This is a genomic window from Achromobacter sp. 77, assembly GCF_020541125.1.
In the GTDB taxonomy this organism is placed as follows: domain Bacteria; phylum Pseudomonadota; class Gammaproteobacteria; order Burkholderiales; family Burkholderiaceae_B; genus Achromobacter; species Achromobacter mucicolens.
The window spans coordinates 553,067-575,840 of sequence record NZ_CP059848.1; the positions used below are offsets into that span (position 1 = coordinate 553,067).

At 66.0% G+C, this 22,774-nt stretch carries 18 protein-coding genes; 17 read left to right on the forward strand and 1 reads right to left on the reverse strand.

The window, feature by feature from the left end:
* Nucleotide 1 precedes the first annotated feature (1 nt).
* The 15 genes from H4P35_RS02485 to H4P35_RS02555 all read left to right on the forward strand — a co-directional run bounded on the left by H4P35_RS02485 (nt 2) and on the right by H4P35_RS02555 (nt 18,479).
* Nucleotides 2-964 (forward strand): branched-chain amino acid ABC transporter permease, encoded by a 963-nt coding sequence (locus tag H4P35_RS02485; RefSeq protein ID WP_056327473.1) that lies wholly within the window; start codon nt 2-4, stop codon nt 962-964.
* On the forward strand, nt 961-1,752 hold the full coding sequence (locus tag H4P35_RS02490; protein ID WP_226847942.1) for an ABC transporter ATP-binding protein: 792 nt from the start codon (nt 961-963) through the stop codon (nt 1,750-1,752). The genes H4P35_RS02485 and H4P35_RS02490 overlap by 4 nt, the downstream gene beginning before the upstream one ends.
* Nucleotides 1,752-2,456 carry an ABC transporter ATP-binding protein gene (locus H4P35_RS02495; RefSeq protein WP_180100385.1) on the forward strand — a complete coding sequence of 235 codons (705 nt, stop codon included), beginning with the start codon at nt 1,752-1,754 and terminating at the stop codon, nt 2,454-2,456. Before H4P35_RS02490 ends, H4P35_RS02495 begins: the two co-directional genes overlap by 1 nt.
* 322 nt (nt 2,457-2,778) lie before the next feature.
* Nucleotides 2,779-4,764, forward strand: coding sequence for a biofilm regulation protein phosphatase SiaA (gene siaA / locus H4P35_RS02500; RefSeq protein WP_217470114.1), 1,986 nt, complete (start codon nt 2,779-2,781; stop codon nt 4,762-4,764).
* 22 nt (nt 4,765-4,786) lie between these two features.
* Nucleotides 4,787-5,326, forward strand: a complete 540-nt coding sequence (gene siaB, locus H4P35_RS02505; RefSeq protein ID WP_056327466.1) for a biofilm regulation protein kinase SiaB — start codon at nt 4,787-4,789, stop codon at nt 5,324-5,326.
* A 36-nt stretch (nt 5,327-5,362) separates the two neighbouring features.
* A complete protein-coding gene (siaC, locus tag H4P35_RS02510; protein WP_152383305.1) occupies nt 5,363-5,740 on the forward strand; it encodes a biofilm regulation phosphoprotein SiaC in 378 nt (125 codons plus the stop codon).
* The gene (siaD, locus tag H4P35_RS02515; RefSeq protein ID WP_142051408.1) at nt 5,737-6,534 is read left to right on the forward strand and encodes a biofilm regulation diguanylate cyclase SiaD; all 798 of its coding nucleotides are present in this window, start codon (nt 5,737-5,739) and stop codon (nt 6,532-6,534) included. The genes siaC and siaD overlap by 4 nt, the downstream gene beginning before the upstream one ends.
* Nucleotides 6,535-6,573: 39 nt before the next feature.
* Complete coding sequence (locus H4P35_RS02520; protein ID WP_226847944.1) at nt 6,574-9,150, forward strand: EAL domain-containing protein; 2,577 nt, start codon at nt 6,574-6,576, stop codon at nt 9,148-9,150.
* 1,502 nt (nt 9,151-10,652) lie between these two features.
* Nucleotides 10,653-13,004, forward strand: a complete 2,352-nt coding sequence (locus tag H4P35_RS02525) for a bifunctional salicylyl-CoA 5-hydroxylase/oxidoreductase (protein WP_226847950.1) — start codon at nt 10,653-10,655, stop codon at nt 13,002-13,004.
* Complete coding sequence (locus H4P35_RS02530) at nt 13,001-13,792, forward strand: SDR family NAD(P)-dependent oxidoreductase (protein WP_062841619.1); 792 nt, start codon at nt 13,001-13,003, stop codon at nt 13,790-13,792. Before H4P35_RS02525 ends, H4P35_RS02530 begins: the two co-directional genes overlap by 4 nt.
* A gap of 42 nt (nt 13,793-13,834) precedes the next feature.
* A complete protein-coding gene (locus tag H4P35_RS02535; protein WP_062841618.1) occupies nt 13,835-14,692 on the forward strand; it encodes an enoyl-CoA hydratase family protein in 858 nt (285 codons plus the stop codon).
* Nucleotides 14,693-14,694: 2 nt separating this feature from the next.
* The gene (locus H4P35_RS02540) at nt 14,695-15,864 is read left to right on the forward strand and encodes an acyl-CoA dehydrogenase family protein (RefSeq protein ID WP_226847952.1); all 1,170 of its coding nucleotides are present in this window, start codon (nt 14,695-14,697) and stop codon (nt 15,862-15,864) included.
* A 64-nt stretch (nt 15,865-15,928) separates the two neighbouring features.
* Nucleotides 15,929-17,569, forward strand: coding sequence for an AMP-binding protein (locus H4P35_RS02545; protein ID WP_175157439.1), 1,641 nt, complete (start codon nt 15,929-15,931; stop codon nt 17,567-17,569).
* 27 nt (nt 17,570-17,596) lie between these two features.
* A complete protein-coding gene (locus H4P35_RS02550; RefSeq protein ID WP_062841615.1) occupies nt 17,597-18,022 on the forward strand; it encodes a thioesterase family protein in 426 nt (141 codons plus the stop codon).
* A gap of 49 nt (nt 18,023-18,071) precedes the next feature.
* Complete coding sequence (locus tag H4P35_RS02555) at nt 18,072-18,479, forward strand: RidA family protein (protein ID WP_056327445.1); 408 nt, start codon at nt 18,072-18,074, stop codon at nt 18,477-18,479.
* Nucleotides 18,480-19,020: 541 nt separating this feature from the next.
* On the opposite strand, the gene H4P35_RS02560 is transcribed toward H4P35_RS02555, so the two are convergent.
* Complete coding sequence (locus tag H4P35_RS02560; protein WP_226847954.1) at nt 19,021-20,007, reverse strand: AraC family transcriptional regulator; 987 nt, start codon at nt 20,005-20,007, stop codon at nt 19,021-19,023.
* A 291-nt stretch (nt 20,008-20,298) separates the two neighbouring features.
* Between H4P35_RS02560 and H4P35_RS02565 the strand changes: the two genes are divergently transcribed.
* Nucleotides 20,299-21,489, forward strand: a complete 1,191-nt coding sequence (locus H4P35_RS02565) for an ABC transporter substrate-binding protein (RefSeq protein WP_152383311.1) — start codon at nt 20,299-20,301, stop codon at nt 21,487-21,489.
* A gap of 31 nt (nt 21,490-21,520) precedes the next feature.
* Nucleotides 21,521-22,765, forward strand: a complete 1,245-nt coding sequence (locus H4P35_RS02570; protein ID WP_226847957.1) for a dienelactone hydrolase family protein — start codon at nt 21,521-21,523, stop codon at nt 22,763-22,765.
* Nucleotides 22,766-22,774 lie beyond the last annotated feature (9 nt).

The window sequence follows — 22,774 nt, forward strand, 5'->3', positions numbered from 1 at the left end:
CATGAAAACCAAGATCTGGACCGTGGTCCTTCTGGCTGCGCTGGCGGTGTTTCCGCTGGTGGCGCCCATGCTGGGCCTGGACTTCTACATTTCGTTCGTGCGGCGCGTGCTGATCTACGCGTTGGCGGCAACCAGCCTGAACCTCATCCTGGGGTACGGCGGCATGGTGGCGCTGGGCCACGCCGCATTCTTTGGCGCGGGCGCCTACGCGGTGGGCATCCTGGCCATGTCGGGCGTCACGTCCGCGCTGGTGTCCTGGCCGGTGGCGATGCTGCTGGCGGGCGTGCTGGCCTGCATCACGGGCGCGATCTCGCTGCGCACGCGCGGCGTGTACTTCATCATGATCACGCTCGCGTTCGCGCAGATGCTGTTCTATATCTTCATCTCGCTGCGCCAATACGGCGGTGAAGACGGGTTGAACCTGCCGGGCTATTCCACCCTGCCGGGCATCGACCTCGCTCACGACGTCAGCTTCTACTACCTGGTGCTGGTGCTGTTCGCGCTGCTGATGTGGGCCTTCGGCCGCGTGGTCGCCTCGCGCTTCGGCATGGCGCTTCAGGGCATCCGCGAGAACGAATCGCGCATGGAATCCATGGGTTACCCCGTCTACCGCATCAAGCTCGTGGCCTTCACGCTGAGCGGCGCGGCCGCCGGGCTGGCGGGCGCGCTGCTCGCCAACCACAACCTGTTCATTTCGCCCAGCCTCATGCACTGGACCCAGTCTGCCAACCTGCTGATCATGGTCCTGGTGGGCGGCATCGGCCTGCGCTACGGCGGTGTGGCCGGCGCGGTCGTGATGCTGACGCTGGAAGAAGTGCTGCGTCTGTGGACCGAATACTGGCACCTGCCCCTGGGCGTGCTGCTGCTCTGCGTGGTGTTTGGCGCGCCGCGCGGCCTGGTCGGCCTGTTCGGGCCGCTGTTCAGCGGGCGCGCTGCCCCGCAATCCGGCAAGGTGGGCTCATGAGCACTCCGATGAATCCCACGACCCGCGCGGCCGGCACGCACGCCTTGCAGGCGCGCGGACTGGTCCGCCGCTTTGGCGCCCTGGTGGCCACCGACAACGTGTCGCTGTCGCTGGAGCCGGGCGAGATCCACGCCCTGATCGGCCCCAACGGCGCCGGCAAGTCCACGCTGATCCACCTGCTGTCGGGCACGCTGTCCGCCGATGCCGGCACCCTGGAGGTGGACGGCCGCGACGTCACCGCGATGAACGCGCACCAGCGCGTGGCGGCGGGGCTGTCGCGGTCCTACCAGATCACCAACATCTTCAAGCAGTCCAGCGTGCTGGATAACCTGGTGCTGGCCGTGCAGGCCCACGCCGGCAGCAGCTTCCGCTTCTGGAAGCCGCGCGCCGCGGAGTCGGCGCTGTATGAACAGGCGCGGGAACTGGCGCGCGAGTGCGCCATCGACGCCAGCCTGCTTGGCCGCGCGGCGGGCACCCTGCCGCACGGCGAACAGCGCAAGGTGGAGTTTGCGCTGGCGCTGTCCGCCCGGCCCAAGGTGCTGCTGCTGGACGAGCCCATGGCGGGCATGGGGCCGGACGAGACCGTCCGGCTGACAGAACTGATCGAATCCATGCGGGGACGCGCCGCGATGCTGCTGGTTGAACATGACATGCAGGCGGTCTTCCGTCTTGCCGACCGCCTGTCCGTGCTGGTGTACGGCCGGGTCATCGCCTCGGGCACGCCGGACGAGATCCGCGCCAACCCGGAAGTGCGCCAGGCCTACCTGGGCGACGAGGAGACCGTGTGATGCTGGCCATCGAATCGGTAAAGAGCGGATACGGCGCCAGCCAGGTGCTGTTCGGCGTGGACCTGGAAATCGGCGCGGGTCAGGTCGTGACCTTGCTGGGCCGCAATGGCATGGGCAAGACCACGCTGCTGCGCACCCTGTTCGGGCAGTTGCCGCTGCGCGGCGGCAAGGTCCATTTCGCGGGGCAGGACATCAGCGGCTGGAGCCCGGATCGCATCGCGCGGGCCGGGGTGGCAATTGTCCCGGAAGGCCGCCAGTGCTTTCCCAACCTGACCGTGCGCGAGCACCTGACGGCATTCGTCGCAGGGCGCAACCCGGACATCGGCGAGCCCTGGACGCCCGATCGCGTGTTCGAACTGTTTCCCCGGCTGGCCGAGCGCGCCCGCAACATGGGCAACCAGTTGTCGGGCGGCGAGCAGCAGATGCTGGCCATTGGCCGTGCGCTGGTCACCAATCCGCGGCTCCTGATCCTGGACGAAGCCACCGAGGGGCTGGCGCCAAAGATCCGGGAAGAAATCTGGAACTGCCTGGCGCGCCTGCGGCAAGCCGGGCAGACCATTCTGGTGATCGACAAGTATGTCGAAAGGTTACTTAGCCTTGCCGACCGGCATGTCATCCTGGAACGCGGCAAAGTGGTCTGGACGGGCGATTCCCAAGCCCTGGATTCGGACCGAGGCCTATGGGAACGCTATCTCGGCGTGTAGCCGGCCTGTCGCAATAAAGCTGCAAATCGGGATGGCGAGTGGTAACAGTCGCTGATATAAAACGCAATAAATCAAGATATATATTGCTCGCGTGAAACTTAGGGTGTCTCGAACGCATCCAGACGTTTGCACCTGTATCAATAAACCCCACCGCCATCTACACTAGCCGCGCCGGTTCGCCCGCATGGGGCGCCGGCGTTCAGGCTCATGGCTCAAAAGGCGGGGCATCAGCATGGCAGGGCGCCTCGTACGGCCTAAGCACCCGACCTGCATCCCCCGTTTTCGCGCGTGACATCGCATCAGGCTGTCAGGAAGACTTCGCATGGCGAAATGGGGATTGCGCAGGAAATCACTAATGGCGCTGCTGTTGGCGTGTCTGGTCGCCTTGGCGCCGGCGGCGCTGATCGGCTGGCAGGTGCTGGACGGCGTGCGCGAACACTTCGGCCGCGCCTTTGCCGACAACTTCACGCAGTTGAACCGCCAGCGGATTCTGGCCCCGGTGTCGCGCGAACTTGCGCTGTCGCAGCGCCTGGCCGACAGCGAGGTCACGCGCCGCTGGCTTCGCAATGAAAACGATCCCGCCGCGCGCGAGCTGTTCTTCCGCGAGGCCGACGGCTACCGCCGCGATCTGCTGGGCGGCGCCTATTTCATCGCCAGCGCCGCCTCGGGCAATTACTACTTCAACGACGACAAGCCGCTGTCCGAGACGCCGCGCTACACGCTCAGCCCCAGCGCGGCCGACGACGGCTGGTTCTACGCCACGATCAAGTCTTCCGCCCGCTACAACATCAACGTCAATCCGGACCTGAAGCTGCAGACGACCAAGGTCTGGATCAACGTGCAGATCCGCGACGGCGAGAAGGTCATGGGCCTGACGGGCGCCGGGCTGGATGTGGGCGGGTTCCTGAAGGAATTCGTGAACAGCGGCCAGCCGGGCGTCACGCCCATCATCGTGGACGAGGAAGGCGCGATCCAGGCGCACATGAACCCCGCGCTGATCGCCTACAACTCGGGCGCGGGCGGGGCCAGCGGCGAAGGCATGGTCTTCAGCCTGCTGGACGAGGGCGCGGGCCGCGCCGAGCTGCTGTCCGCCATGCACGCGGCCCAGGCGGACCCGCAGTCGGTGCAATCGGCCTGGGTCAAGATGGACGGCGTGCGCCAGCTGGTGTCGGTGGCGTACATGCCGGAGCTGCACTGGCACGTGCTGACCGTGGTCGACCTGGGCGCCGCCCGGGTGCTGGACACGGGCTGGCTGTGGCCGGCCGCGATCGGCCTGGTGGTGCTGTTTGCGGCGATGCTGCTGTGCTTTGGCTATGCCATCGAACGCCTGATGCTGCGCCCCTTGCGCCGCCTGCAGCAGTCCGCCCGGGCAATCGCCGACGGCAGCTACGACGTGCGCCTGCCGCCGGGCGGCCAGGACGAGATCGGCGACCTGAGCCGGGCCTTCGGCGTGATGGCCGACAAGGTGCGCAAGCACACGGCCGAACTGGAAACCAAGGTGCGTGAACGCACCTCGGAACTGGAAGACGCCAACCGCGCCATGGCCGCGGCGCACAAGAAGATCGGCGACTCGATCGATTACGCCAGCCTGATCCAGCGCGCGATCCTGCCGGACCGCCAGCTGACCCAGTCGCTCGGCGCGCACCATTTCGTGCTGTGGAAGCCGCGCGACGTGGTCGGCGGCGATTTCTACGTGTTCCGCTCGGACGGCGCCAACTGCCTGCTGGGCATCATGGACTGCGCGGGCCACGGCGTGCCCGGCGCGCTGATGACGATGCTGGCGCGCGCCGCCATCGATCTGGCGATCACCGAAGTCGGCCCGGGCGATCCCGCCGGCATTCTGACGCGCACCGACAACGCCATCCGGGCGATGCTGGCCGACGCGCAATTGCCGCGGGCCCTGGCCACCAACACCGATGCGGGGCTGGTATATATTGACCGGCAATCCGGCAGGTTGCTGTACGCAGGCGCCAAGATCAGCCTGTACGCAAGCGATGGTGAAACCCTGCGCGAAGTGCCCGGCGCCCGGCGCGCACTGGGTGACAAGCGTATGGGGGTTTACGAGAACATCGTGCTGCAGATGGAGCCGGGCTGGACGTACTACCTGGCTACCGACGGGTTCCTGGACCAGGCGGGCGGCGAGCATGGTTTCGGCTTTGGCAACACGCGGTTCGCAGAAATGCTCAAGACGCACGCCCGCAGGCCGTTAACCGAACAGGCGGCGGCTTTCAGCCAGGCGCTTGCCGAATACCAAGGTGGCCGGCCCCAGCGCGACGACATTACCTTGCTGTCTTTCCGTTTCGAATAATCGTTATCAAGGCGGTACCCTCATGAATGCCTCCGATCTATACGCGTTGGGCGCGCGCTTCGACCAGAACCGCACGCTGCTGTGCTTTAACGGGCCGATCTCGCGCAGCCTGATCGAGGAAATCGGCAATGCGCTGAAGAACTACCTGAACGCCGAGCACGTCCGCCCCGCCGAAGCGATGGATGTGTTCTCGGTCTACATCGAAATGATCCAGAACATCCGCCAGTACGCCGCGCAGAACGGCGACGCGGACGCCTCGGCCACGGTGGTCATCGGCCGCCGCGACGAAAGCCGCTACGTGGTGTCGGCGGGCAATCTGGTCAACGCAGAGGACGGCCACAGCCTGGTCGCCCGCATCCAGGAACTGGCCGCGCTGGACAAGGCGGCCCTGAAGGCCGAATACAAGGCACAACTGCACAAGCCGCGCACGCAGGGCGTGGCGTCGGGCGCAGGCCTGGGCCTCATCGACATCGCGCGCCGCGCCGGCGCTCCGCTGGAAGCCAGTCTGACCCCCGCCGCACAGCCGGGCAAGGCCTTCTTCAGCCTGAGCGTGGTGGTCTGAGAACGCGCGTTCAAAGGATTATTTTCGGAGTATTTGATGAAAGACCTGAACATTCCCGGGACCCAGTCCACGCCCGCCATCGCCGCCGACGCTGCCGCCGGCGTGCTGGCGATGCGCGGCGACTCCTATCCCGAGAATTCCTTCGAACTGTTCGGCCCGGTCATTGAGTGGGTCGAGACGTACCTGCAGGACCGCGACACGCCGCTCAAGCTTGAGCTGGAACTGCTGTACCTGAACACCAGCAGCATCAAGTCCGTGATGGACATCTTCGATGTGCTCGAGGCCGCGCACCGCAAGGGCCGCGAGGTCGGCGTGACCTGGTTCTACGACATGCGCAACGAGCGCGTGGGCGAACTGGCCGAAGAGTTCAAGGAAGACTGCACGTTCCCGTTCTCGGTGGTCGGCCGCCAATGAAGCCGGGCGCCGCCGAACTGGACAAGCGCATCGCCGCTCTGCTGGCGGATCCGGCCCATGCCGGCCATCCGCTGCGCGACGCGCTGGAAGCGCTTTGGCGGCACACCGAGGAACAGATGACGCGCATCCAGCGCGTGACCCAGCTTTCGGACGCCTACCAAAGCATGGCGCACGAACGTGAACTGGGCCTGTGCGACCAGTTCGATCGGCAGTTGCGCCGGTTGACCCGCATTGCGCGGATCTCGGATCACTACCAGAACATGATGCGCGACCTGAACCGCGCGCTCGAGGAAACGTCCAGCCGCGATCCCCTGACCGGCCTCTTGAACCGCCGCGCGCTGATGGAGACGATCAAGCAGGAAGTCCAGCGCGCCGCGCGCACGGGCGACAGCTTCGTCGTGGCGATGCTGGACGTGGATCACTTCAAGGCCGTGAACGACCGTTTCGGCCACGAAACGGGCGACCGCGCCCTGGTGGAACTGGCCGCCGTGCTGGGCGAAAGCCTGCGCGAATACGATCTCTGCGGCCGCTGGGGCGGGGAAGAATTCCTCGTGCTCCTGCCGCAGACGCAGCCGGAAGCCGCGCAGGTGGTCATGGACCGCCTGGTGGGCGACGTGCGGGCGATGGCAATGCCGGCCGGGGATGAAGTCCTGCGGCTGACGGTCAGTATCGGCATGGCGCATCACCAGTTGGGCGAAACGTTCTCAGAGACGCTCAGCCGGGCGGATCAGGCGTTGTATCTGGCCAAGCAGGACGGACGCGATCGCGTCGCCCTTGGTTTTCCGAGGCGCTGAATGAAACCGGAACAGCTGTTATCCGGGTTGGAGCCCCTTATGCTTGATTCTCATCTTGGCGGTTCGGAGACGAACCCCCAAGGCGCCGCTTGGCATGTGGGCACTTATCTGACGTCGATGGACCGCGCTTTGCTGCTGTTCGATTTCGACGCCAGCGGCTCCTTGTTGAACGGCAATCCCAATTTCCTGGCCGCGGTGGGTTACAGCCGCGAAGAGGCCCTGACGTTGCGCCACGACGTGCTGTGCGACAGCATGGACGAAGGCAAGGGCACCGGCAGCGGCGAGCAGGTGTGGGCCCGGCTGCGCCGCGGCCAGCACTTTTCGGGCACCTGCCGCTATCGCACCAAGGCAGGCGCGTCGCTGTGGATCGAAGCGACCTACCTGCCGCAGCTGAACGAAGCGGGGGAGGTCGGCCGCGTGTCGGTCATTTCGCGCAAGTCGATCGCGGACGCCGAACGCCAGGAGGAAATCCGCCTCCTGATGCTGGGCATCAACGAGACCGGCAATGCGGTGGCGGTGTCGGGCTGTGATGGGCGCATCGTCTATGTGAACGACGGCTTTCAGCGCATGCTGGGCTTCTCGCGCGGCGACGCGGTCAACCAGGACCTGGGCGAACTGCTGTCCGGCGGCCGCGCCGACGGCGGCACGCGCGAGGAACTGCATCGCCGCATCGCCTGCCGCGAGGGCTATCACAAGGACGTGCTGGTCTACGACCGGGGCGGCAAGCCGTTGTGGGTGTCGGTGATGGCCAATTCGGTGTTCGACGAGCGCGGGACGCTGGTCAACATCGTGGACGTGCTGACGGACATCACGCCGACGAAGGTGCACGAGGTGCTGCAGCGCAGGGTGCTGCAGGCGATGGTGAACGAGGCCTCGGTGGTCGAGGTCATGAACATGGTCTGCCGCGAGGTCGAGCGGCTGGCGCCGGAAGTGGCGGCCTCGGTGGTGCGGGTGGACGATGCTGGCCTGCTGCGCCCGCTGGCCGCGCCGAGCCTGCCGCAGGGCTATTCGGACGCGCTGGAAGGCGTGCCGATCGGTCCGCAGGTAGGCGCCTGCGGCACGGCGGCGTTTCTGGGCCGGCCGGTCATCGTGCCGGACATCGCAACGGACCCGCTGTGGGACGATTACCGCCATCTGCCGCTGCCCGAGGAATACAAGGCGTGCTGGTCGTCGCCGATCAAGTCGAGCGACGGCCGGGTGATCGGCACGTTCGGCTTCTATTTCCGTGAACGCCGCCTGCCGGACGATTTCCATCATCGTCTGGTGGACGTGTGCGTGTACCTGTGCGCGCTGGCGCTGGAACGCGAGGAAGCGCGCGCGCGCATCCGCCAACTGGCGTTCTACGACGAGCTGACGGGCCTGCCGAACCGCAATCTGCTGCTGGCCCAGGCCGAACAGGCGATCGCGCGCGCCGAACCGGAACGCAAACGGGTGGCGGTGCTGTTCCTGGACCTGGACCGCTTCAAGCAGGTGAACGATACGCTGGGCCATCCGATCGGCGATGCGCTGCTGCGCGACGTGGCGCAGCGCCTGCGCCGCCTGGCGCGCGCGACGGACATCGTGGGCCGGCTGTCGGGCGACGAGTTCGTGATGCTGATGCCGGAGTTCGAACACGGCCGCCTGACCGCCGCCGCGGAACACATCCTGGTGGCGCTGGCGCAGCCGTTCTCGGTGGGCGGCATCACGCTGAACCCGTCGGTGAGCATCGGCATCAGCGTGTTCCCGGAAAACGGCCGCGACATGGATACGCTGCTGCGCCATGCGGACATGGCGATGTACCAGGCCAAGACGGCGGGCCGCAATCGCATTTCATTCTTCAGCGCGGAAATGAACCGCCAAGCGCAGGAAAGGCTGGCGCTGGAGGCGGCGTTGCGAGACGCGCTGGAAGCCAAGGCATTGCGCTTGCATTACCAGCCGCAGGTGGGCTTGAAGAACGGCAGCCTGTACGGGGTGGAGGCGCTGGCCCGCTGGCGTCACCCGACGCTGGGCGACATCTCTCCGGCACGCTTTGTGCCGCTGGCCGAGGAGTGCGGGCTGATCGGCGACCTGGGCGACTGGGCACTCCGAGAAGCCTGCTCGCAACTGTCGATCTGGCGCCACAACGGCCTGCGCGTGCCGTCGGTGTCGGTGAACCTGTCGGCAACCAATTTCCACAACCTGAACCTGCCACGCATGATCGCGGCGACGCTGGCCGAATTCGGGCTGGCGCCGGCGGATCTGATGCTGGAAATCACCGAGGGCGTGGTGCTGGATGCGACGGCAGGCACGCTGCGCACGATCGCCGAACTGCATCGCCTGGGCGTGCGGCTTTCGATGGACGACTTCGGGACGGGGTATTCCAGCTTGGGCCACTTGCGCCGGCTGATCGTCGACGAACTGAAGCTGGACCGCAGTTTCGTTCAGGGTCTGGAGAGCGACGATGCAGCGCGGGCGCTGACCAGCGCGGTGATCCGGATCGGGGAGAGCCTGAGCCTGCCGGTGGTGGCTGAGGGTGTCGAGAACGAAGAGCAGCGGCGCTTCCTGATCGAGCAGGGGTGTGCGGCGGGGCAGGGGTTTCTGTTTTCACCGCCGCTGCCTGCAGGGGATCTTGAGGAGTGGTTGCGGGCTCGGGGGTGATGGAGGCGCCTGGGGTTGGTTCTTAAGGCGTCCGGCACGGCGGCGGCCCGGGGCGCGCGGGGCCACGATTGCGGTCCGGAGCCTTCGCTCCGGACTTGCCTAGGCGGCCCCCCCCTTCGTCATCTTCGTCCGCCTTCGGCTCCCTTCAGATTCCCTCGGGCTTATCGACGCCCCGCGCACCCCGGGCCGCCACCGCACCGGACTCGAGCAATAGAAATCTGACGGCCGGCGGGGGGGGCGGCGTGCTTGGCATTCTGTTGCCGTCTTTGCCGGGCCAGAAGCATCTTGCGTTGCCCGTCTCCGTTCGGCCGCGCGGGCGGCCTCCGGAGACTTACACAGTGTCGTGCGTTTGGATGATGACGCTTCGCGCGTAGGTGTGCGCGTCTCACCAGGTGTCTGACACCCTCATAGACGGGCTACAGGCTTGAACGGTGCTTCTCGGGTGTCAGACACCGTCAGGGACGTCGACGGCGTCTTGCGGCGTGATGATGACGCTTCGCGAGTGGGTGGCGCTCTGGTGTCTGACACCCACATAGATGGGCTACAAGCTTGAAGGATGCTTCTTGGGTGTCAGACACCCATCCTGGCGAAGGCGCTCGTTCTGGGCAGGCGGCAGACACCCGCGAATTTGTAAGACAGACTCGGCTGACTCGGCTGTCAGACACCACCAAGCGGTTCGCCACTAATCATCAATTGAACTCAAGTCTCCGATGGGCGGCGCGCGTCCCGGCCGTCAAGCTGTAGCAGCCCGTCGCCGCGCGCCGCCCATCACCGCCTCCCCCCAAGTGATGCTGGAGCCTTAGCACCCCAATCCCCGCCAGCGCGCAAGCGACCACCGCCTCGACGCCCCACACCGCGTATGCCGATCGTGGCCGCCCGCGCGGCCGCGATTCGGCGGGCCCCGCAAGACTCTTCCCTGACCACGGCTCTAGCAGCGTTCCGACCCGGCACATCGTAGCTCCTCGGTGCGGGCGGCAGGGGCGCGAGCGCCGTCGATGCGCCCGAGGGAATCTGAAGGGAGCCGAAGGCGGACGAAGATGACGACGGGGCAGTCCGGAGCGAAGGCTCCGGACCGCAATCGTGGGCGATCGTGCCCCTGCCGTCCGCGCCGAGGGGCGGAAGAAAAACGCGGAAGCCGCCAAACCAGAGCCACCGCCAAACCAGAGCCACCGCCAAACCAGAGCCACCGCCAAACCAGAGCCACCGCCAAACCAGAGCCACCGCCAAACCAGAGCCACCGCCAAACCCGAGCCACCGGTCAAAACTGCCTCAAGGTTAGACCCCCAGCCCACACCCCAACGCACCTCGCCACCCACACTCCAACACCGCCCTAGAATCGTCCCCATTAACAGATCCGATCCCAAACCTCTAAATACTTTCCCTCATTTGCACACCCACAACTTCAGGTATATATTTCAAGCCTAAACTATCCAGACCTAAATATCTGCGGCTTCCGCTCCGGCACCAAGAGCGACTGTCGCGTACTTGGAGCGTATACGGCAATGAAGATAGTCTGCATCGGCGGCGGTCCCGCCGGCCTGTATTTCGGTCTGCTCATGAAACTGCAGAATCCCGCCAACGAAGTCACCGTCATCGAACGCAACCGTCCGTATGACACTTTTGGCTGGGGCGTGGTGTTCTCCGACGCCACCATGCAGAACCTGCGTGAGGCCGATCCGGTCTCGGCGCAAACCATTGGCGATGCGTTCAACCATTGGGATGACATCGACATCCATTTCAAGGGACGCAGCATCCGCACCAGCGGTCACGGCTTCATCGGCATTGGCCGCAAGAAGCTTCTGAACATCCTGCAGGCGCGTTGCGAGGATGTTGGCGTCAAGCTTGTGTTCGAGAACTTCGTTCAGGATGATCAGGCCATCGCCCGCGAGTACGATGCCGACCTCGTCATTGCCTCGGACGGCATCAACAGTCAGATCCGCACCCGCTACGCGGACACGTTCCATCCCGATATCGATCAGCGCCGCTGCCGCTTCGTGTGGCTGGGCACGAAAAAGGTGTTCGACGCGTTCACCTTTGCCTTCGTGCAGACCGAGCACGGCTGGTTCCAGGCGCACGCTTACCGCTACGAAGATGGCATGTCCACGTTCATCGTGGAAACGCCCGAGGAAACCTGGCAAGCCGCCGGCATCGAGCAGATGAGCCAGGAAGAGGGCATTGCGTATTGCGAAAAGTTGTTCGCGCCCTGGCTGGATGGCAACAAGCTGATCAGCAACGCCTCGCACCTGCGCGGCTCGGCGATCTGGATCCGCTTCCCGCGGGTCATCTGCAATACGTGGGTCCATTGGAACGATCTGGAAACCGCGCGCGGCACGCGCCGGGTGCCGGTTGTGCTGATGGGCGATGCGGCGCACACCGCGCACTTTTCCATCGGCTCCGGCACCAAGCTGGCGCTGGAAGACGCGATTGAGCTGGCGCGCTGCCTGAGCGGCGCGGAAGGCAGCGTGGACGCGGGCCTGCATCACTACGAGGAAGTGCGCAGCGTCGAGGTGTTGAAGATCCAGAACGCGGCGCGCAATTCCACTGAATGGTTTGAAAACGTCGAGCGTTACGCCGAACTGGAACCGGAGCAATTCGCCTATTCGCTGCTGACCCGTTCGCAGCGCATCTCGCACGAGAACCTGCGTCTGCGCGACCCGGCCTGGCTGGAAGGATTTGAACGCTGGATCGCCGAACGCGCCGGCGCCGCCACGCCCGAGGGCCGGCGTCCGGCCATTCCGATGTTGACGCCGTATCAGGTGCGCGGCGTGCGGCTGAAGAACCGGATCCTGGTGTCGCCGATGGCCATGTACTCGTGCACGGACGGGGTGCCGGGCGATTTCCACCTGGTTCACCTGGGCGCGCGCGCCATGGGCGGGGCGGGGCTGGTGATGGTGGAGATGACCTGCGTGTCGCCGGACGGCCGCATCACCCCGGGGTGCCCGGGTCTGTGGAACGACGAGCAGCAGCAGGCGTTTGCCCGCATCGTGAATTTCGTGCACGGCAACAGCGATGCGCGTATCGGCATGCAGCTGGGTCACGCGGGCCGCAAGGGGTCGACGCAGCTGGGCTGGCAGAAGATCGATCATCCGCTGGCCGAGGGCAACTGGCCGCTGGTCTCGGCGTCGGCGCTGCCGTACATCGAAGGCGTGTCGCAGACGCCGCGCGCCATGACGCGCGAGGACATGGATCAGGTGCGCGACAACTTCGTGGCGGCCGCGCGCCGCGCGGCGGCGGCCGGGTTCGACTGGCTGGAGCTGCACTGCGCGCACGGTTACCTGTTGTCCAGCTTCATTTCGCCGCTGACGAACCAGCGCGAAGACGAATACGGCGGCAGCCTGGAAAACCGCCTGCGCTTCCCGCTGGAGGTATTCCATGCGGTGCGCGCGGTGTGGCCCGAAGACAAGCCGATGTCGGTGCGGATCTCGGCCAGCGACTGGGTGGAAGGCGGCATTACCGCGGACGACGCGGTCGAGATCGCGCGTCACTTCAAGGCGGCGGGCGCCGACATGATCGATTGCTCGTCCGGTCAGGTCAGCAAGGAAGAAAAGCCGGTGTACGGCCGCATGTTCCAGACGCCGTTTGCCGACCGCGTGCGCAACGAAGCGGGCATCCCCACGATTGCCGTGGGCGCCATCTTCGAGGCCGACCACGCCAACGGCATCATTGCCTCGGGCCGCGCGGACCTGTGCGCGCTGGCACGTCCCCATTTGGCTGACGCCTCCTGGACGCTGCGCGAAGCGGCGCGGGTGGGCTATGTTGATGTGTCGTGGCCGAGCCAGTATTTCGCGGGCAAGCGCCAGCTGGAAACCAACTTCGAACGCGCCGCCGCCATGGCGCAACTGGACATCAAATGAACGCACAACCGTTACCGCTTGCCGGGCGTCACGCCCTGGTGACGGGCGGCGCGCGCGGTATTGGCCTGGCCAGCGCACGGTCGCTGCTGCAGCGTGGCGCGCGCGTCACGCTGCTGGGCCGCGACGGCGGCGCGCTGGATGCCGCGACCGACGAACTGGCCCGGCTGGGTCAGGTGCAGGCGGTCAGCGCCGACATCGCCGACGAGGCGTCGGTGCGCGCGGCCTTCGCGCAGGCCGAGACCGAGTTCGGGCCGGTGCTGGTGCTGGTGAACAACGCGGGCCAGGCGGTCAGCCAGCGGTTTGACCGCACGGACGCGGCGCTGTGGAACCAGATGCTGGCTGTCAACCTGACCGGCACGTTCCACTGCATCCAGGCCGCGCTGCCGGGCATGCTGCAGGAAAAGTGGGGCCGCGTCATCAACGTGGCCAGCACGGCGGGCCTGATCGGCTATGGGTATGTAAGTGCCTACTGCGCCGCCAAGCACGGTGTGATCGGGCTGACCCGGTCGCTGGCGCTGGAGACGGCGCAGAAGGGCGTGACGGTCAATGCCGTCTGCCCCGGCTACACCGAGACCGACATCGTGCGCGGTGCGGTCGCCAACATCGTTGAAAAGACCGGCATGACGCCGGACGCCGCTCGCCTGAAGCTGGCCGAGCGCAACCCGCAGGGCCGCCTGGTGCAGCCCGAGGAAGTGGCCGAGACGGTCGCGTGGCTGGCCCTGCCGGCCTCCGCCTCCATCAACGGCCAGGCGATCGCCGTCGACGGCGGCGAAGTGATGACCGGCTGAGTCCGGCGCCCCAACCATCCAGCATTCACGAACGGAGACACCATGAGCACCCAGCCCGAAGAACACACCATGAAGCATCACAAGCGTCCCATCGCCGGTTACCAGGCGAAGACGTTTCTGTGGCAGGTGTCGGACGACGGCAAGGTCGGCACCATCACGCTGAACCGTCCCGAGCGCAAGAACCCGCTGACATTCGATTCGTACGCGGAACTGCGCGATTTCTTCCGGTCGCTGGTGTATGCCACCGACGTCAAGGTGGTGGTGGTGACGGGCGCGGGCGGCAATTTCTGCTCGGGCGGCGACGTGCACGAGATCATCGGCCCGCTCACGAAGATGAGCATGCCGGAACTCCTGGACTTCACGCGCATGACGGGTGATCTGGTCAAGGCGATGCGGGCGTGCCCGCAGCCCATCGTGGCAGCGGTGGACGGCGTGTGCGCCGGCGCGGGCGCGATGGTGGCGCTGGCCTCGGACATGCGGTTGGGCACGCCGGCGGCGCGCACCGCGTTCCTCTTCACCCGTGTGGGTCTGGCGGGCGCCGACATGGGCGCGTGCACGCTGCTGCCGCGCATGATCGGCCAGGGCCGCGCTTCCGAGCTGCTGTACACCGGCCGCGCGATGACGGCGGACGAGGGCGCAAGCTGGGGCTTTTTCAATGCGCTGCACGAGTCCGGCAAGCTGCTGGAAGCGGCGCAGACGCTGGCCGCGCAGCTGGCCGCGGGTCCGACCTTCGCGCACGGCGTGACAAAGAAGCTGCTGCATCAGGAATGGAACATGGGCGTGGACGAAGCCATCGAGGCCGAAGCCGAGGCGCAGGCCATCTGCATGCAGACGCGCGATTTCCATCGCGCCTACGAGGCCTTCGTGGCCAAGCAAAAGCCTGTCTTCGAGGGGAATTGACGATGCGCGACGCAAGCTGGCTGGACTGGCCCTTTTTCGACGACGCGCATCGCAAGCTGGCGCATGAGGTCGACGCCTGGTGCGAGCAATCGCTGGGCGACGTGGACCATCACGATGCGGACGCGGCGTGCCGGAAGCTGGTCAAGGCCATGGGCCAGGCCGGGTGGCTGCGGTATGCAGTGGCGGGCGGCCCGGGCGGGGCCTGGGGCGGCGCGCTGCCCGAGGTCGATTCGCGCGCGGTGTGCATCCTGCGCGAGACGTTTGCCCGCCACGAAGGGCTGGCGGACTTTGCGTTTGCGATGCAGGGGCTGGGCAGCGGCGCGATTTCGCTGATGGGCTCGGATGCGCTGCGTCAGCATTACTTGCCGCGCGTGGCGCGCGGCGAGGCGATTGCGGCCTTCGCGCTGTCCGAACCCGACGCGGGCTCGGACGTGGCGGCGCTGGCGTGCGAGGCCAGGCTGGACGGCGACCATTACGTGCTGAACGGCGCCAAGACGTGGATCTCAAACGGCGGCATCGCGGATTTCTACTGCGTTTTTGCGCGCACGGGCGAAGCGCCGGGGGCGCGCGGCATCAGCGCGTTCGTGGTGGATGCGGATACGCCGGGGTTCGAGGTGTCGGAGCGCATCGACCTGATTGCACCGCACCCGCTGGCAACGATCACGTTCGACAACTGCCGCGTGCCGGCCACGCACCGGCTGGGCGACGCGGGGCAGGGATTCAAGCTGGCCATGATGACGCTGGACATTTTCCGCGCGTCGGTGGCGGCGGCGGCGCTGGGGTTTGCGCGCCGGGCGCTGGATGAAGGATTGGCGCGCGCCAAGTCGCGCCGCATGTTCGGCCAGACGCTGGCCGACCTGCAATTGACGCAAGCCGCGCTGGGCGACATGGCGACCGCCATCGATGCCTCGGCGCTGCTGACGTACCGCGCCGCGTGGATGCGCGACGTGCAGAAGCTGCGCACCACGCGCGAAGCCGCGATGGCCAAGATGACGGCCACCGAGTCGGCGCAGACCGTGATCGACCGGGCCTTGCAGATGTTCGGCGGCGCGGGCGTGGTGTCGGGGACGCCGGTGGAGAAGCTTTACAGGGAAATCAGAGCGCTGCGTATCTACGAAGGCGCCACGGAAGTTCAAAAGTTGATCATCGCCCGTGAACTGCTGAAGGCGTAAAGGGGCCATCGAGCGCCTGCCTTTTGCAACGTAAACCGCATCGCACTAGCCAAGGGGAATTTTCATGGAAGTATCCGCCCACATCGACACTTTCGCCCGGGACAACCTGCCCCCGGGCGAACAATGGCCTGAGTTCCTGCTGGACGGCCCCGACGTGGCCTATCCGAAGCGTTTCAATTGCGCGGTGGAACTGGTGGACGCCATGGTCGGGCGCGGTCACGGCGACCGCGTGGCCTTGCGCTGGCGCCAGGACGGCAAGCCGGCGTCGATGACCTATCGCGAACTGGCGGCGCTGACCAACCGCATCGCGCATGTGCTGACCGAGGACATGAAGCTGGTGCCGGGCAATCGCCTGCTGTTGCGCGGGCCGAACAATCCGATGATGGCGGCGTCGTGGCTGGCCGCGATCAAGGCGGGCCTGGTGACGGTGCCGACGATGCCGCTGCTGCGTTCCAAGGAACTGAAGCAGATCATCGAGAAGGCGCAGATCCAGGCAGTGCTGTGCGACGTGCGCCTGAAGGACGAGGCGCAGTTCTGTGCGCAGCCGGACCACGAGAACCATTGCCCGGGCCTGGCGCAGGTCATGTATTTCAATGACACGGCAGCCGATGCGCTGGATTCGCTGGCCGCCGGCAAACCGGATACGTTCGAGGCCTGCGATACGGCGGCGGACGATGTGTGCCTGATTGCGTTCACCAGTGGCACGACGGGCGCGCCCAAGGGCTGCATGCATTTTCATCGCGACGTGCTGGCGATGTGCGATCTGTTCCCCAAGCATGTGATCAAGCCGGGGCCGGACGACATTTTCTGCGGCACGCCGCCGCTGGCGTTCACGTTCGGCCTGGGCGGGCTGCTGTGCTTTCCGCTGCGGGTGGGCGCCAGCACGGTGCTGGCCGAAAAGCTGTCGCCGGAGAGCCTTCTGGAACTGATCCAGGAATTCCGCGCGACGATCGTGTTCACGGCGCCGACCTTCTACCGGCAGATGGCGGCGCTGGTGGGAAAGTTCGATCTGTCATCGCTGAAGAAGAGCGTGTCGGCGGGCGAGGCGCTGCCGGATGCGACGCGCCAGCTCTGGAAGGATGCGACGGGGATCGAGATGATCGACGGCATCGGGGGCACGGAGATGATCCACGTGTTCGTGTCGAGCCCGCCGGAGTCGGTGCGCCGCGGCGCAATCGGCCGCGTGGTGCCGGGCTATGTGGCGCAGATCGTGGACGACGAGATGAAGCCGGTGCCCAATGGCACGGTGGGCCGCCTGGCGATCAAGGGGCCGACCGGCTGCCGTTATCTGGCGGATGACCGCCAGCGCCGCTTTGTGCAGAACGGCTGGAATCTGCCGGGCGATACGTTCGTGCAGGACGACGACGGCTATCTGTTCTATCAGGCGCGCAACGACGACATGATCGTGTCGGCGGGCTACAACATCGCGGGCCCGGAAGTCGAGGACGCGCTGCTGCGCCATGAGGCGGTGGCGGAATGCGGGGTGGTGGGCGCGATGGATGACGAGCGCGGGCAGGTGGTGAAGGCGTTCGTGGTGCTCAAGCCGGGATTTGCGCCGAGCGCGGAACTGGTGACGGCGATGCAGACGTTCGTGAAGGCGAACATTGCGCCCTACAAGTATCCGCGGGCGATCGAGTTCGTGGACGCGTTGCCGCGCACGGAAACCGGCAAGCTGCAGCGCTTTGCGCTGCGCAAGATGGCATAAGCAGGCAATCGGCAACAAGGAAACATCATGGCAGCACCCTTCGTGAGTCAGGTAGAAGTCCGCTTCCGGCATTGCGACCCGGCGGGCATCGTGTTCTATCCGCGCTATTTCGAGATGATCAATGATTTCGTCGAGGAGTGGTTCGACAAGGGAATGGGGCTGCCATTTCATGCGCTGCACGTGGAGCGGCACATCGGCACGCCGATGGCGTCAGTGACGTGCGATTTCAGCGCGCCAAGCCGCTGGCACGAAAAGCTGCGCCAGACGCTTTCGGTGCAACGTATCGGCGGGGCGTCGTTCAAGGCGCTGGTGCGTTTTGAAGGGCCTGACGGGCAGTTGCGGTTGTCGGCAACGCTGACGATCGTGACGGTGGATTTGCGGACGATGAAGTCGATGCCGCTGCCCGCGGATCTGCGGGAACGCATGCAGGATTATCTGGCAACCGCGGCATAAGCGGGCGCCACCCTGTGGTTTGTTTATTTGATCAATAGGATGAGACGTTATGAAGATTCTGCAACCGCCGGATTGGATGGCGCCCCGGGGCTATTCGAATGGTGTGCTGACCGAGATGCAGGTGGGCAGCAAGCTGGTGTTCGTAGGCGGACAGGTGGGCTGGAACGGGCAGCAGCAGTTCGAGTCCGATGACTTCGCGGACCAGGTGCGTCAGGCGCTGCTGAACATCGTGCAGATTCTGGCCGAGGGCGGGGCGAAGCCGGAACATATCGTGCGGATGACGTGGTATGTGACGGACAAGAATGAATACGTGGCGGCTTATCCGGGCATCGGCAAGCACTACCGGGAGCTGATCGGCCGGCATTTCCCGGCGATGACGGCGGTGGAGGTTGCCGATCTGGTGGAGGATCGCGCGAAGGTCGAGATTGAAGTGACTGCGGTGGTGCCTGCGCAGTAACGCGTTATTCGCTTTGACGGTGTACCGAAGGTTCGCCGCTTTTGCTTCCCGGCCGGCACCGGGGGGCTGGAGCGGCGGGCCTTTGGTGCTTTTGGCTGCGGTTTTATTTGGCTTTTTGGCGGGTTTTTCTGAAGTGGTTGTCTGACACCTTCATGATGCCTCGGTGCCGTTCTTAAGACGCCCGGCGCGTCGTCGGCCTGGGGCGCGCGGGGCTACGATTGCGGTCCGGAGCCTTCGCTCCGGACTTCCCCTTCGTCATCTTCGTCAGCGCCTTCGGCGCTTCCTTCAGATTCCCTCGGGCGCATCTACACGCCCCGCGCACCCCAGGCCGCCGCCACGCCGGGCTCTGGCGGTTTCAGCTTGTCGCGCGTTGGGGCGAATTGAGTTCTTGAGGTTCGTGCCTGCGGTTGCTCGGGTTCAAAGCATCTTGCGTTGCCCGCCCCACTGCGGCCGCGCGGGCGGCCTGGTGGGGCTTACGCGGCGTCTTGCGGCTGACAGGTGCGCTGCGCGCTCGCGGCTTGCGTTGCTTAAGCTCTTCACATCATCCCGCTGCGCGCCGCGTTTCTCTCGGGAGTTCTCCAAATCGCTCCCGGTAATACTCCGAAAACCTGCCCAAATGCCCGAACCCCACGCTCAGCGCCACTTCCGTGACGCTCGCGTCCGGCTGGGTCTTCAGCCGTGTTCTCGCCGCATCCAGCCGGAAGGCGCGCAGCGCATTCATCGGCGTCGTGTTGCGGTGTTCCTGAAACAGGCGCGTGAGCGCGGTGGCGCTGGCGCCGGCGTGGCGGGCGATGTCGTTCAGGGTCAGGGGGGCGCCCAGGCGTTCGCGCATGTAGGTCTCGGCGATGCTGAGGCGGCGCGGGACGGTGTTGGGTTGGCCGGCTTGGGTTTGCCAGGTGTTGGGCTGGTTGTAGAGCAGGTGCAGGACCAGGGTGTCTTCCAGGTGCTCCAGCCACGCGGCGGGTGGGCGGCGGGCGCCGTCGTCCAGGGTGGGAAGCAGGTGGATGAGGCTGGTCATCATGCTGCGCCAGGCGGCGCCGATGGGGGTGTCCAGGCGCAGGGCGGGGGTGAAGTCCAGGGGGCCTGCGGCGGCGTCGCCGAAGGCGCGTTGGCCCATGGCTTCCAGCTTGCCTCTTGGGATCTTGAGCAGCAGTTGTTCGCAGCCGGCCTCCCAGTGCAGGCGCAGGCGGCGGTTGGGGGCGATGACGGCGGCGCAGTCGGGGTCGGCGTTGACGCCTTCGTCGCCGCATTCGATGCGGGCGCGGCCGCGCAGCGGCACCTGGACCAGCATGAAGTCCTGCAGGCGGTCGGGTTCGATGTGGACTTCGGCGCCGTAGCGCAACGTACAGACGGTCAGCGAGCCGAATCGGCCCCGGTTCAGCTCCGCGTCGACGCGTCCGCCTTTCCAGGTGAGGCGGTGGTCCTTCAGGGCTTCGGACACGCGCGCGCGGGTCTCATCCTGTTGCGTGGAGCTGAAGACGCGCCGTTGCAACAAGGGCGCCAGCTCGATTCGGGACCAGCCGTGCATGGAAGCCTCCGGGACGGGACCGATCCCGTATCTGGAGGCAGCGTAATGTAATCGGGCCGCATTGGGAATTAAGTGAATCCCGGATAAGGGTGGCGGTATTCGGATAGAGCTGGGGTGGACGCGGCCCTAATCTTGCCGGGAGGCGCCGTGCAGGGTGGTTGGCGCCTGTTGGAATGCAGACGCCGCGGCGCGTAAGCTGGGCGACTTGGATCGGCGGCATGCGTGTACCGACGGCAGACGGGTTCTGTCAGCTTTCCGCCAGCGCGGCTGGCGGCGAATACGGGGTGGCACATGAATCGAAATCGATGGAGCCGGCGCGCGCTGGCGGCGCTGGTTTGCGTGGGGGCGGTGGCGGGCGCGGCGGGTGCGGCGTCGGCAGCAGACAAGGTGAAGGTGGGGCTGCTGACCACGCTGTCGGGGCCGGGCGCGGCGTTGGGCAACGAGATCCGGGACGGCTTCAATCTGGCGCTGCAGCATACGGGCGGCAAGCTGGGCGGGCTGACGGCGGAAGTGGTGGTGGCCGATGACCAGCAGAAGGCGGATACGGGGCGTCAGGCGGTGGAACGGCTGCTCAAGCGCGACCGGGTGAACGTGATGACGGGCATCGTGTTCTCGAATGTGCTGCTGCCGGTGATGCCGGCGATCCTGCAGTCGGACACGATCTATCTGAGCACGAACACGGGGCCCGAGAATTACGCGGGCGCGGGCTGTAATCCGAATTTCTTCGCGGTGGCCTGGCAGAACGAGGACATCCCGGCGGCGATGGGCAAGTACGCGGCCGACCAGGGCTACAAGCGCGTGGCGCTGATCGCGCCGGACTATCCGGGCGGACGCGAGTCGCTGAACGGGTTCAAGCGGCTGTACAAGGGCGGCGTGGCAGAGGAAATCTATACGCAGCTCGGTCAGCTGGACTATGGCGTGGAGATCACGCAGCTGCGCGCCAGCAAGCCCGATGCGGTGTTCTTCTTTTTGCCGGGCGGCATGGGCGTGAATTTCATCAAGCAGTTCAATGGGGCGGGCCTGTCCAAGGACATCGCGCTGCTGGCGCCGGGTTTTTCGGGTGACGAGGACACGATCGCGGCGGTGGGCGCGCCGATCAAGGGCCTGCGCAACACGGCGCAATGGGCGGCCGAGCTGGACAATCCCGCCAACCGCAAGTTCGTCGAGGACTTCAAGAAGACATACAACCGCAGCCCGTCGCTGTATGCATCGCAGGGCTACGACGCGGCGATGCTGCTGGACAGCGCGGTGCGCCAGACGGGCGGCAAGCTGGATGCCGAGTCGCTGCGTCCGGCGCTGCGCCGCGCGGACTTCAAGTCGGTGCGGGGCGATTTCAAGTTCAACCGCAACCAGTATCCGGTGCAGAACTATTACCTGCGCGTGGTCGAGGCGGACGCCAGCGGCAAGCTGTCGAACAAGCTGTCGGGCACGGTGCTGACCCAATACCAGGATCCCTTTGCCGCCGCGTGCCAGATGAAGTAGGCCGCCGGGCATCGCAACACAGGAGATACGCATGACAGAACGCATTTCGACGCGCGAGGTGACGATCGCCTCGCACGATGGCAAGTCCTTTGGCGCCTATCTGGCGGTGCCGGCTTCGGGCCGCGGACCTGGCCTGGTGCTGTGCCAGGAGATTTTCGGGGTCAACGATTTCATGCGGCGCAGCGCGCAGCTGCTGGCCGAGGAAGGGTATGTGGTGCTGGTGCCGGATCTGTTCTGGCGCCAGCAGCCCGGCATCCAGTTGACGGACGGCCCGGCCGACATGCCGCGCGCCTTCGAGCTGTACAAGGGCTTTGACGTGGATGAGGGCATCAAGGACATCGCGTCGACGCTCGCGGCGCTGCGCGATTTGCCCGAGCAGGAGGGCGGGGCGGGCGTGCTGGGCTATTGCCTGGGCGGCAAGCTGGCCTATCTTGCCGCCTGCCGCACGGACGCGGATGTGGCGGTGGGTTACTACGGCGTGGGCATCGAAGACAGCCTGCAAGAGGCCGCCAATCTGCGTGGCCGTCTGGTGCTGCACATTGCCGAACAGGACGGCTTCTGTCCGCCCGAGGCGCGCGCGCGCATCCTGGAAGCGCTGGGCGGCAAGCCGGGCGTGGAACTGTACGTGTACCCGGGCGTGGACCATGCGTTTGCGCGCACGGGCGGCGACCACTACGACAAGCCGTCGGCGTTGATGGCGCACCAGCGCAGCATGGCGGCGCTGCAGCGCACGATCGGGCCGGAATTTGATTATTCGTATCTGTGGGACAAGCATTGCGAATATGAATTCGGCACGCGCGACGTGGCCGCAACGATGGCGACGATGGTGGCCGAACCTTACGTGAACCACATTCCGACGATGACAGGCGGCGTGGGCCACAAGGAGCTGTCGCGCTTCTACCAGCATCATTTCGTGAACAGCAACCCGCCGGACACGCGGCTGGTGCCGCTGTCGCGCACGGTGGGCGCCACGCAGATCGTGGATGAACTGCTGTTCTGCTTTACCCACACGACCGAGATCGACTGGATGCTGCCGGGCGTCGCACCCACGGGTAAGTACGTGGAGATCCCGCTGGTGGCCATCGTGAAGTTCCGCGGCGACAAGCTCTATCACGAGCACATCTATTGGGATCAGGCCAGCGTGCTGGTTCAGGTGGGCCTTCTGGACCCCAAGGGCCTGCCGACGGCCGGGCGCGAGACGGCGGCCAAGCTGCTGGACGAGACGCTGCCTTCCAACACGCTGATGGCGCGCTGGAAAGGCAGCGAGAACAAGTAGGGAGACGAC